Genomic DNA, 12,108 nt, shown 5'->3' with positions numbered 1-12,108 from the left:
CGGCCCGATTCAGCTCTGCAACCGGTCCCAGACCTCACGATCGCGCTCGCCGGTCCAGATCACGGGGCGCTCGATGCCGGAGAGCTCGTCCCACAGGCGGGAGACGTCGAAGGGCAGGCAGTGCTCGAAAATCGGCCACTGCCCGTACTGGTCGACCAGTGCCGCATGTGCGGCGTCGAAGGCTTCCTTGAGCGTGCCACCGCGCTGCTGCACCGCCCCGACCTCGCGAATCATGACGTCCAGGAAGTGGCGGGTCTGGCCGATCGCCGCATCGACCGCGGCACGTCCTCCGGCGACCGCTCCCCGACCACCGATCAGTGCTTCGGCCTCCAGCGCGGCCACGGCGTCCAGCGTCGACGACGACCACTCCCGGTGGAAGGCGTCCCCGGTGTACAGCGCGGCCTGGGCCTCCACCAGGTCTCCGGCGAAGAGGATCTTCTGCTGCGGCAGCCAAGCCACGATGTCGCCCTCGGTATGCCCGCGCCCGCAGTGGAGCAACTCGAGATCACCGCGATTGCCGCCGAGTGGAATGGTCAACCGGTCGGAAAATGTCAGCGTCGGCCAGGTCAGGCCCGGGATCGAGTCCGGCTCGGTGAACAGCCGCGGCATCCGGCCGAACTCGCTTTCCCAGTCCTCCTTGCCGCGTTCGGCCACCAGAGCGCGCGTGTTGTCGTGCGCGATGATCTCCTCGGCCTCGAAGGCACTGGCCCCCAACACGCGCACCGCATGGTAGTGGCTGAGCACGAGATACTTGATCGGCTTGTCCGTGTGCTCCCGCAGCCGCGCGAGCCACTCCCGTGCCGCGACCGGTGTGGCCAGCGCTTCGAAGCAGACGAGGAAGTCCTCTCCTTCGATCGCACCGACGTTGGGATCCCCTTCTGCGGTCAGCGCGTAGACACCGTCTGCCAGGACTTCCAGTGTCTGTTCCTTCGCGGTGAGGTCTCCCGATGAAGCGAACGGCTTTGCGGACACGATCCCTCCTCAAAATTAAATCAAATCTTTTACTAATATGGTGATAGAGAACACTAGAGCAAACTCGACTCGGACGGAAGGGGGGAGCACGAAAAATCCGCACCGGCCCCCCAACCCCGCAAGCCTTAACCTGGAGACCATGAGTACCGACCCCGCCGACGAGCGCGCCGCCAACCTGGACTTCCTGTCCTTCGTCGACTACGCCATCGACCGTGTCGACCAGGAAGTCGACGAGATCGACCCGGTGGCGATGCGCCTGGTACTCACCCTGCACCGGGTGACGAGTTCACTGGTCTACGACCTGGAATCGTCGGTCCATCGCCCGCGCGGATGGTCCTGGCCGGGGTTCCGCGTGCTGTTCGTGCTCTGGCTGACCGGCCCCTTGGAAGCCAAGAAGATCGCCGAGTTGACCGGGATGAGCCGCGCCGCGGTGTCTTCCCTGGTCAACACCCTCGATCGAGACGGGCTGGCCTCCCGACGACAGGCCGAGCACGATCGCCGCTCCGTCCACATCACGCTGACCGAACCCGGCAGGGAAGCCATCGCCGAAGCTTTCGGAGCCCACAACGAGCGCGAGCAAGCATGGGCGAACACCCTCAGCAAACCCGAGCGCACCATCCTGATCGGACTGCTTCAGAAGCTCGCCCTCGGCGCGAGCGACGCCGGGGCGAAACGGCGCAGCTGAAGCAGCTGAAACGAACAAGCGCACACCTCTCCTCGCCCTGTGCGCTTCCTCAGCAGTCTCTTCAGTTAATCAAATATTTTACCAATTGAGCCGTTGTGCCACGGCACCGCTTACGAAGCAACCACGGTGTCCCCGTCGCCCGGCGCCATGCCATCGGCACAGTGACTTGCGGTGGCGGCAGGCACATCCAGCGTCGGGTTGTGGTCGAAGAATCCACAGGGCTTGAGGGTGAATCCGCAGTAGTCGACGGGCATGATCGGCCAGTCCTCGGTGCGCGGGAAGTGCGTCATGCCGAAGGTGTGCCACAGCACGAGGTCGACACCATCGATCGAACGATCGGCGGCGGTGTACTCGGGCAACCCGGCACCACCCGCGTTCTGGTTCACGTGCTCACCTGCGGGCCAGCGCTGGTCGGCCTGGTACCGGGAAACCCACAGGTGCTTGGTGGCAAAGGCGGCCCTGCGAGCGACCGAGGAACCCTCGTCGGCCAGTAACGTCGGCTGCCCTTCCGGGTACAGCACGTAGCCGACAGGGCGGCCGAGCCGATTGGTGACTTCCGGATTGGTCACGTGCCAGCTCCGCGCCACGGAGTTGTCGGCAACTCGTCCCGCCTGAGCCTCCGAGGGCAGTCGGATCGCAGTATACGTGAAGCCGTTGCCGTACGGGTTCTCCTCGCCCACCGGCACTTGTCGGACCTCGACCTCGTCCACGGCGTTGGTGACTCCGTCGACCATCATGTCCAGGCGGGCGCCGAACAGGTGCTGGTGAAACGGTGCCCCGAGTCCCGGCGCGACCTCACTGGCCCACCGATGTCCGGAACCGGGATGGGCGGAGGTGAACACGATCCCCGTGGCCTTGCACTCCAGCTCGATCGTGCCGTCGAGGTAGAGGTACCAGTAGAAGCCGTAGTCGTAGTTGCCGACGGTGACGAAGAACGAGATCACCAGGCGGCGTTGGCGCCGCGTCTGCCGGGAACCGGTGAAGATGTCGGTGTGCTTCCACAGCACCCCGTAGTCCTCTTCGTGCATGCAGATGGCGTTGTCGATGGTGAGGGGCGCACCGTGATCATCGGCGACGACCGCGTCGAAGTAGTGGATCTCGCCGAGGCAGTCGCAGCCGAGTTGCAGCGAGTTGGCCTGCTTACCGAGCAAGTACTCGCCGGCGTCGAAATAGTTCTGCCAGAACCGCACCGGGCTCGGATCCCCGTAGGGGACGACCATCTCGGCGACCGAGGCCCGGTAGACGATGGGGCGCTGCCGGTCACCGTCCCGGTAGGAGATCTGGTGCAACACCAGTCCCTCCCGCGCGTCGAAACCGACGCGGAACGTCCAGTTGTGCCAGGTCACCACGTCACCGGATACGTGGAAACTCGGTCCTTCCGGTTGTGTGATCTCGATCGGTCGCAGGTCGGTGCGGGCCGGGCCGATCTGGCGCGGGTCGTCGAAGTTGCCCTCCTCGGCCGGAATCGGCGCGAGCGAGTGGTCGATGACCTCGACGACCTTCCGCTCGATCAGGTCGACGTAGGCGACCAGTCCGTCGATCGGGTGCGCCCACGGATGGTCCTCCGGGCGGTGCTGGAGGAAGCCGAGAACGCGCATCATGCGCCTGCCCTCCTCGCCCGGGATGTCGAACACTCCCGCCGACAGCGGGCACGCACACACCTGGGCGGGGTCGGTGATGCCCCGCCTGGCCAGTGCGGCCTTCCACTGCTCGTCGGCGGCAACGAGCTCTCCGACGCCCTCGAACTCCTCACCCAGAATCGGCGGTTGCCCCTCGGCAACCACGTCGACCTCGCGCACCGATTCCACGGACAGTTCCGTCACCGATACCAGCGTTTCGGTCACGCGGCCCGTGTCGACATCCACCAGCAGCGCCTTGACTCGCCGCGGCACCGGATCACCATCGGTGAAAGCCAGCACCTCTGCCTTCGGGGGCTCGTCCAGTGCCACATAGGCAAACCGGGTGGAGGGGCCTGTCACGCCCTCTTCGTGCAGGAGCTTGCGTGCGGTACGCATTTCTTCCGGCTGCAGACGGTCGAGCGGGTGCTTCGCCGTCGTCGGGATGGTGGCTTGGTCGATCATTGTTCTCCTCCTCGAGTGCGTGTCGCGGGATGTGTGGTCAGGTCCGAAGAAGCGAGTACCGGTCCGGTTTCCGGGTACGCCAGTATCGGGCGATCCCGAAGCCCGCGATGAAAGCGGCGGCGATCACACTGATGAATGCGACTGCCAGGGTGACCGATCCGCCGATCAAAACGGGGAAGTTCACCAGGACAAGCAGGGTCATGAACAACAACCCGGCCGTGCCCAGTGCCGGGGCGATCCGAGCGTGCCACCACCGTTGGTCCACACGGGAATGTCCGAAGAAGGCGAAGATGGCAACGCTGGTCAGCGTCATCAGCAGCAGGACGGACAGCGTTGCCACCCCGGACATCCACGAGAACATCTGCAGTACCGGGTCGGCGGCGGCGACCGCGAATACGCCCACGATGAGCACGGCACTGCCGGTCTGCATCGCAGAGCCGACGTGCGGGGAGCCGTGCTCGGAGTGTGCCCGAGCCAATACGGCAGGCCCGACACCCTGACGGCCGAGAGCGAACAGATAACGCGCGATCGCGTTGTGGAAGGCGAGCAGTGCGGCGAAAAGACTGGTGATCAACAACAGTTGCATCAGGTCCACGGCAAGTGGCCCGAGATAGGTCCCGGTGGCCGTGAGGACGAGTCCGGAGGGATCGGCCGTGGCGGCCGCTGCCACCTGTCCGGGCCCGAAGGCCAGAACCACGGCCCAGCTCGACACCGTGTACAGCCCGCCGATCAGCACCACCGCCGCGTAGGTGGCGATCGGAACCGTCCGTTTGGGGTCGCGCGCCTCCTCACCGTAGATGGCGGTGGCCTCGAATCCGATGAACGAGGCCACCGCGAACATGAGGCCGATACCCGGTGCTCCGGTGAAAAAGGCCTCCAGGGTGAACGAGACGACGGAAATGCCCTGCGCACCACCTTGGATCAGGACCGCTGCGTCGAGGACCGCGATGATCGCGGTTTCGAGCACCAGCATGACCCCGAGAACCTTCGCACCCAGTTCGATGCTCCGGTAACCGAGGACGCCGACTGCGGCGACCAGCACGCCGCTGTAGAGCCACCACGGCAATGCAGGACCGCCATATGCTGCCACGGCATCAGCCAGAGTGGCTCCGACAAGACCGTAAATCGCGGCTTGGATGGCGGAGTAGGCCAGCAGGGCCACACCCGCTGCCCCCAGCCCCGCGGAGGGGCCCAACCCCTTGCCGATGTAGGCGTAGAAAGCTCCTGCGCTGACGACATACCTGCTCATACCGGTGAAACCGACGCTGAATACGAGCAGCACCGCAGTCGCCACCAGGTAGGCCGCCGGAATTCCCGGCCCGTTGCCCGAGCCGATCGCGACCGGCAAGGCGCCCGCGACCGCCGTAAGCGGGGCGGAGGCGGCGATCACCAGAAAGACGATGCCCGGCGCACGGATGGCTCCCCGCAATCCTTCGGAGCCGGAAGCGGTTCTGTCGGCCTCCGCGAGAGAAGCATCGGATGCACCTGTCATGTCGTGTCCCTTCACCGAACTGACAAGGAAAACGGGCAAGGCGAGCGCCGACGGCCACGACTTCACCCGGTCGATGAATTGGTTCTGCGACGTCAGGAACTCAGTCGCGCTCGAACCACGCAACCGGACGTGCTCGGCGGGATCCGCCCGGCCCGAGTCGGCTGTGTGATCCGGTTCATGTGTCGGTTATTCTACGGACGTCCGTAGAAAAAAATCAACAGCACCCGCCCCCTGTTCCCGCATCGTCCACAGCACCGATATCCGGGAACAGCGCAACAACCCGGTGCCACCATCGCGAAGCAGGAGATCATGCCGAGACTCGTCGACCACGACGCGCGACGTCGCGAGCTCATCCGTGCGGCCTTGCGCATCACGGCGCGAAGTGGGCTCGAAGCAGCGACCATGCGCGAAATCGCCGCGGAAGCCGGAGTCGCCAACGGCGCGCTCGCCCACTACTTCCGGGACAAGGACGAGCTGCTGATGGCGGCATACCAGCACATCTTCGACGAGACGAACCGGCGGGCCGCAACAGCCATCGGAGAGGCCCATGGCCTGACCGCCCTGCGCCGACTCTGCCGCGAGATCATGCCGATGGACGACGAGCGCGTGGACGAAGCCCGGGTCGCGGTGAGCTTCTGGGGGCGCGCTGCCCACAACCCCGAGATGTCCGCGCTGCACGAAGCCGCGATGGCGGAATGGCGCAGCCGCATGCTCACCTGGTTGCGCCAGAACCGGGACAGCGGCGAGAGCACTCTTGCCGAGCCGGACGAACGGATCGCCGACAAACTTCTCGCTGCGATGATGGGGCTGCAGGTCAACGTGCTGATGGCGCCTGCCTCCACCACACCGGACCGGCAAGTGGAGATGCTGGAGAGCATTCTGGGCGGACCACTCCCCGTGCAGGACGACATCCGTACAGGCTCCGCAGCGACAAGCGACAACCGCTGAGGCACGCAGCCCCCGCACATCCGGCCGCATCGACGAATCCCTCGTCGGCGAGTCACCCGACCCGCCGACGAGGAAGCGGTCAGCCGAGGTTGGTCCAGATGCTCTTGGTCTCGGTGAAGGCCTCGATGGCTTCCCAACCCATCTCGCGCCCGGTCCCGGAGGATTTCATCCCGCCCCAGGCCGCTGCCGCGTCGAGGCCGGGGGGCATGTTGATGTAGACCGTACCGGCCCGGACCTGTTTGGCCAGCCGGTTGGCCGTGCCGATATCGCGCGACCAGATCACCGCCGCGAGCCCGTAGTCGGTGTCGTTGGCCCTCCCCGCGAGTTCCTCGGGATCGTCATAGGGCAGGATCGACAGCACAGGACCGAAGATTTCCTCCCGTGCGATGCGCATGTCATCGGTGACCCCCGCGAACACGGTCGGCTCGTAGAAGAAACCGTCGGCCAGGTCCCCGTCCGGGCGCTTGCCGCCGGTGAGCAGCTGGGCTCCCTCATTTCTGCCGACCCCGACGTAACGGTCGACCTGCTCGACCTGTTCGGCCGAGACCAACGGCCCGAGCTGGGTGGCCTCGTCCAGACCGGACCCGAGTTTCATCGAACTCGCCGCACCGCTCAGCTTCTCCGCGAACTCGTCGGCCCGCTTGCTGTCCACATAGAACCGAGTGTAGGCCGCACACACCTGACCGGAATTGAGCAGGCCACCCATCAGATTGCCCTCGACAACGGCGTCGATATCGACATCGGCGGCGATGATGCTGGGGGCCTTACCACCAAGCTCGAGCGAGACCCGCTTGAGCGAGCGCCCGGCCTCGGCACTGATCTCGCGCCCGACCTCGGTCGAGCCGGTGAACGAGATCTTGGCGACCTCCGAATGGCGCACGAGTGCCTGACCAGCCCCCGAACCACCCGGGACGACGTTGACCACCCCTGCGGGCACGCCGGCCTGCTCGACCAACTCGGCCAGCCGCAACGTGGTCAGCGGTGTTTGCTCCGCCGGCTTGATCACCACGGTGTTGCCCGTGGCCAGGGCCGGCGCCAGCTTCCACACCAGAATCATCAGGGGAAAGTTCCACGGCGTGATCAGCCCGCACACGCCGAGCGGTTCGCGCCGGGTCCGGTAGTCGACGTCCGGCCAGGACAGCGGCGCGGTGATGCCGGTGATCTTGGTGACCCAGCCCGCGTAGTAGCGCAAGTGCTCGACGGCGTTGGGCACCGAGAAGCCGCCACTGACCGCCAGTGGCTGTCCCTGGTCGGTGGTCTCCAAGCGAGCGAACTCCTCCGCGTGCTCTTCGAGCAGGTCGGCGAGGCGCAGCAACAGCTTCGCCCGCGCAGCGGGGAGCATCTCCGCCCATTCCGAAGACCGGAACGCCTCCGAGGCTGCCTGCACCGCGCGATCCACATCGCTCGGGGTGGCATCCGCGACCTCGGTGATGATCTCCCCGTTGGCCGGATTCACCGTGGAAAAAGTCGACGCGGCCGGAATCCACTGGCCGCCGATGAACATGTCGGTTTTCATGACAATTCCTTTCTGATGGCAGCAGGCGCGACCGGAGGCACCGGTGCGGGGTCAAGAAGTGCGCAGCAGGAGATCGGCGGCCTTTTCCCCGACCATGATCGACGGTGCGTTGGTGTTGCCCGACGGAACCGACGGCATGATCGAGGCATCGGCGACCCGCAGCCCGGACACTCCGCGCACGCGCAGGCTCGGGTCCACCACCGCCTCCGAATCGGAGCCCATCCGACACGTCCCCACCTGATGGTGATATGTACCGACGGCCCGACGCACGTAGTCACGCAGGTCATCGCGGGTGCGCGCCTGCGGGCCGGGGGCGACTTCGGCCTTGCGCCACTCGTCGAACGCGGCCGAAGCCCCGATCTCCCGGCACATCTCGACCGCATCCACCAGGGCTTCGAGGTCCTGCCTCTCGGCAAGGACGTTCGGGTCCGCCACAGCAGGCGTTGCGGGATCTGGCGAAGCCAGCCGTATCGTGCCGCGCGAGAGCGGACGCACAAGACCGGGCGCGATGGTGTAACCGTGCTCCGGCTGCGGATACCCCTCGGCCGGGTAGACCAGGTGCAGGAACAGCGGCTGCAGGTCCGGAACCGGCATGCGGGGGTCGCTTTTGGCGAACAGCTGACTTTCCAGCAGATTCGCCTTTCCCTGCGGTAATGGCCCGGTGGACTCGTAGATGTTGCTCACCAGCAGGTGGTCGTGCAGATTCTCCCCCACGCCGGGCAAATCGGTGTGCACGGAGATCCCGACCTGGTCAAGATGCTCGGCAGGGCCGATACCCGACAGCAACAGCAGGTGCGCCGATCCCAGGACTCCGGCGGAGAGCACCACCTCGGCACCGGCCCGGGCGGTGTGCAATTCACCGCCGTGCTCGTACTCGACACCGACGGCCCGCTCCCCCTCGGTCACGACACGATGCACGAGAGCCTCGGTGGTCACGGTCAGACGAGCGTTCCCCAGCACCGGGGCGGCGAAGCTCTGCCAGGCACTCATTCGCCTGCCGCCGCGGATCGTGGCGTGGTTGAATCCCACGCCCTCCATGCGTTCGCCATTGAAGTCGTCGATGTGCTCGTGCCCCAAACCGATCGCACCCTCGACGAAAGCGGCGGCAGTGGGATGCGGTTCCGCGATCCGGGAAACCGGCAAGGGCCCGCCCGCACCGTGCCACTCGCTTGCCCCGTCCGCATGATCTTCCGAGCGCTTGAACAGCGGGAGAACACTGTCCCAGTCCCATCCGGGGCAACCGTGGTAAGCCCACGAATCGTAGTCACTGCGGTGGCCGCGGATGTAGATCATCCCGTTCAACGAGCTCGAACCACCGAGAACTCTGCCGCGCGGCCAGAACAGGCGGCGATCGCGTGCGTGCTGCTGCGGAGCGGTCATCACCGACCAGTCCAGCGGCCCCGCCAACATCATCGGCCACCCCTGCGGGCTGTGGATGTTCGGCTCCTCGTCGGCGGGACCGGCCTCGATCAGGTGAACACTGTGCCCGGCATCCAGCAGCCTGCGCACCAGCACGCTTCCCGAGGAACCCGCACCGACCACCACATAGTCGTGCTCGGTCCTTTCCCTGGACATACACCCTCCTGCCTGCCCCACGTTGGTGTGGATCGTCGTGACACTAGGCAGAACGCAACCGCAACGGTCTCCATCCCGTGCACCGAGCGGCACCAGTTCGCGCACCGGAGGCTGACCGATCATTCGGTCATTGCCGTGTCGCGGTGGCGGAGATAACATCCTGCAATCAACCGGCGTGCCTCAGCGAAGGGATGTGTGAGGGGATGACCGCGGCCCTGGCCGACCTGGAACGCTTCGAAGCACAAGCCTCCAGCGCCTTCGCGCCGCTACGCATGAGCACCACCGCACCAGGCCCTTATCGGGGCGACTTCCGCACGACGCGTGTCGGCGAGCTGATTTTCACCCGGATCGTCGGCGATGCCGTGACCGTACGACGGGATCGGGAGTTGATCCGCTCGGACGATCCGGAACTGATCAAGGTGTCCTGGCACCGTACGGGGCGGGCGGGGGTCGAACAGGACGATCAGCGGTGCACCCTGAAGCCGGGCCGGATGGTCGCCTACGACACGACCCGACCGTACGAACTCCGGTTCTGGGAGCCCTATGACATCATCGTCGCCGGGATACCCCGCGCCGTTTGGGCCGCCCACACCGATGTGTTCCGCTCCCATACCGCTCGTCCCGTTCCCGCCGACGCAGGAACCCAGCGCTTGATCGGCACCTTTTTCACCGAACTCAGCGGCTCGCTGGCCACGGAAGTCAGTACCACGGCCCACCGACACCTGACCGATGCCTTCATTTCCCTGATCACTTCGGCTTTTGCCGGGACACCGCCCGACGAGCGGCACTCCACCGGCACACTCTTCCAACGGATCGAGGCGTACTGCCTGGACAACCTGGCGAACCCGGACCTGAGCATGCGCTCCATCGCCGCGGCTCACCACATTTCGGTACGCTACCTGCACAAACTCGCGCATGACGCGGGCATCAATCTCGCAACGTGGGTCCGCAAGCAACGGCTGCAACGAATTCGAGCCGACCTCGCCAACCCCGCATTCGCTCAGCACACACCGGCGGCCATCGCGGCACGCTGGGGCATCCTCGACGCCAAGCACCTCAGCCGCAGCCTCAAGACCGAATTCGACGAGACCCCGACGCAAATCCGGCGGACAGCCGGATTGCTCTAGGAAGCTCCGCTATTCACGACCACGTATGCACCACCGATCCACCGCGTTCCGCGCGGCAACGGTGGTGTTACCGGATCCGTTCCGCCAAACTCTTACACGTATCCCCGCGGGAACGTGAGTCCACAGGGTCGGCAATGTCAGCGAGGCCGGGAGGTAAGAGTTTTGGCCGTGGTTGCTCGGACATCAGAGGTAGCACCCGCTGAACGTCTGGACTGGTGGCGGCACTTGGTCTCCAGCACTTTCGTGCCGTTCGAGGTGACCTCTGCCGCACATGAATTCTCGGGGCTACTGCGTGCCGAGATGCTCGGGGAGGTGGAAGTGTCGGACGTCCGGGCCAGCGGCCAGCTCGTGCAACGCTCGCCGCACATGATCAGCCTCGCCGACAGGGACTACTACAAGGTGGGGCTACAGCTTCGCGGCTATTGCGTGGTAACCCAAGATGGTCGCGAGGCCGCACTCACACCCGGCGATCTTGCCTTGTACGACTGCACCCGCCCTTTCGAACTTGCGTTCGACGACTCGTTTCGGATGCTGGCGCTCATGTTTCCCCGGGGATTGCTCAGGTTGCCGTCACCAGTGTTGGCCGAGCTGACCGCTCGGCGTATCTCGGGGCGGCATGGGGTCGGGGCGATCGTCACACCGTATCTGGTGTCTCTGGCCGAGCAGACCGACCAAGTACCGACCCCCACAGCGCAACGGATGGCCGATCACACGATCGACCTGCTTACCACGCTCTTCTCCAGCCTCTCGGGAGCACGATCGGACGATGGGGACACAGTCGGACAAGGATTGCTCCTGCGCGTGAAAGCGTACATAGAACAGCACCTGTCCGATGCCGAACTCGGTCCGGATCGAATCGCCGCGGCACACAGCATCTCGGTGCGATACTTGTACAAGTTGTTCGAGAACGAACAGGCAACCGTAGCGCGGTATATCCGACAGCGCCGCTTGGAACGGTGCCGTCGCGATCTGGCCGATCACAGCCAGCGCGGCAAGCCGGTCAGCGCTCTTGCCGCGCGGTGGGGTTTTCTCGACGCAGCACATTTCAGCCGGTCGTTCAAGGCTGCGTATGGAGCCTCACCCCGCGAATACCGGATCCGATTCGGCGGTGCCCCCGGGCACGCGTGACTTGACCGGCCCGTGTCCGGCAGCCGTTGTCGCCGATTGATCGACGCCCCAGTGCCTGTGCAGACTTCGGCAAGTTTCCGTGCAGTACACGGCAACAAACCTCCGGCGATTTGCTGCATGATGTGCTCACCAGCACATGCGGCACCTTTCGTTCACTGCGACGACAAACGCACGTCGGCACGCGTTCACCGTCCGTATACGCGTCGACCAGCGAGTGCTGGAGCAACGAAAGCCGCAGTACGTTCCGGCCAGAAGTACGGAGAATCCCGATGTACAAGACAACGACTGACACCGAGAGCTTCGAGCCGTTCCTCATGGACGGCACCAAGGCAGGGGAAGTGCACTGGATCACGCCGGGTGTGTCCGGTATCTGGCGCGTACTGCCAGGGCAACTTCCCGAGGAGACGCCCTACGAGTTCGAGAAGCCCGAAACCATCCATGTGCTGGAGGGGTCGGTGACCATTACGACCGAGGATGGCGAATCGGTCGACCTTCGCCCGGGCGACATCGCCGCATACTCCCAGGGCGTCAAGTCGACCTGGCATTTCCGGATGCCCTTCCGCAAGCTGTTCATCCACGCCTGA

The 12,108-nt window shown here is 65.3% G+C and carries 10 protein-coding genes; 5 read left to right on the top strand and 5 right to left on the bottom strand.

From position 1 onward, the window contains the following. Positions 1-9 precede the first annotated feature (9 nt). Entirely contained in the window at positions 10-972 is a 963-nt protein-coding gene (locus JOF55_RS21185) for an MBL fold metallo-hydrolase (RefSeq protein WP_310277271.1), read from the bottom strand. 139 nt (positions 973-1,111) lie between these two features. Here JOF55_RS21185 and JOF55_RS21180 point away from each other — a divergent pair, with 139 nt between their 5' ends. Next, positions 1,112-1,657, top strand: coding sequence for a MarR family winged helix-turn-helix transcriptional regulator (locus JOF55_RS21180; RefSeq protein WP_310277267.1), 546 nt, complete (start codon positions 1,112-1,114; stop codon positions 1,655-1,657). 110 nt (positions 1,658-1,767) lie between these two features. On the opposite strand, the gene JOF55_RS21175 is transcribed toward JOF55_RS21180, so the two are convergent. Together JOF55_RS21175 and JOF55_RS21170 are read right to left on the bottom strand one after the other, a co-directional pair. Next, the gene (locus tag JOF55_RS21175) at positions 1,768-3,738 is read right to left on the bottom strand and encodes a primary-amine oxidase (protein WP_310277264.1); all 1,971 of its coding nucleotides are present in this window, start codon (positions 3,736-3,738) and stop codon (positions 1,768-1,770) included. A 37-nt stretch (positions 3,739-3,775) separates the two neighbouring features. Then, positions 3,776-5,230, bottom strand: a complete 1,455-nt coding sequence (locus tag JOF55_RS21170; RefSeq protein ID WP_310277262.1) for an APC family permease — start codon at positions 5,228-5,230, stop codon at positions 3,776-3,778. A 309-nt stretch (positions 5,231-5,539) separates the two neighbouring features. Between JOF55_RS21170 and JOF55_RS21165 the strand changes: the two genes are divergently transcribed. Continuing rightward, complete coding sequence (locus JOF55_RS21165; protein ID WP_310277259.1) at positions 5,540-6,178, top strand: TetR/AcrR family transcriptional regulator; 639 nt, start codon at positions 5,540-5,542, stop codon at positions 6,176-6,178. 79 nt (positions 6,179-6,257) lie between these two features. On the opposite strand, the gene JOF55_RS21160 is transcribed toward JOF55_RS21165, so the two are convergent. Continuing rightward, positions 6,258-7,694 carry an aldehyde dehydrogenase family protein gene (locus JOF55_RS21160; protein ID WP_310277255.1) on the bottom strand — a complete coding sequence of 479 codons (1,437 nt, stop codon included), beginning with the start codon at positions 7,692-7,694 and terminating at the stop codon, positions 6,258-6,260. A 51-nt stretch (positions 7,695-7,745) separates the two neighbouring features. Next, positions 7,746-9,269 carry a GMC family oxidoreductase gene (locus tag JOF55_RS21155; protein ID WP_310277252.1) on the bottom strand — a complete coding sequence of 508 codons (1,524 nt, stop codon included), beginning with the start codon at positions 9,267-9,269 and terminating at the stop codon, positions 7,746-7,748. 203 nt (positions 9,270-9,472) lie between these two features. On the opposite strand from JOF55_RS21155, the gene JOF55_RS21150 reads away from it, so the two are divergent. The 3 genes from JOF55_RS21150 to JOF55_RS21140 all read left to right on the top strand — a co-directional run bounded on the left by JOF55_RS21150 (position 9,473) and on the right by JOF55_RS21140 (position 12,108). Further along, positions 9,473-10,396: an AraC-like ligand-binding domain-containing protein gene (locus JOF55_RS21150; RefSeq protein WP_310277249.1), complete on the top strand. Its 924-nt coding sequence runs from the start codon at positions 9,473-9,475 to the stop codon at positions 10,394-10,396. A 168-nt stretch (positions 10,397-10,564) separates the two neighbouring features. After that, positions 10,565-11,524: an AraC-like ligand-binding domain-containing protein gene (locus JOF55_RS21145; protein ID WP_445352016.1), complete on the top strand. Its 960-nt coding sequence runs from the start codon at positions 10,565-10,567 to the stop codon at positions 11,522-11,524. A 269-nt stretch (positions 11,525-11,793) separates the two neighbouring features. Continuing rightward, a complete protein-coding gene (locus tag JOF55_RS21140) occupies positions 11,794-12,108 on the top strand; it encodes a cupin domain-containing protein (RefSeq protein WP_310277243.1) in 315 nt (104 codons plus the stop codon).

Origin of the sequence: Haloactinomyces albus, from assembly GCF_031458135.1 — a bacterium.
GTDB classification, from domain to species: domain Bacteria; phylum Actinomycetota; class Actinomycetes; order Mycobacteriales; family Pseudonocardiaceae; genus Haloactinomyces; species Haloactinomyces albus.
This window is presented reverse-complemented; position numbering and strand designations above follow the sequence as displayed.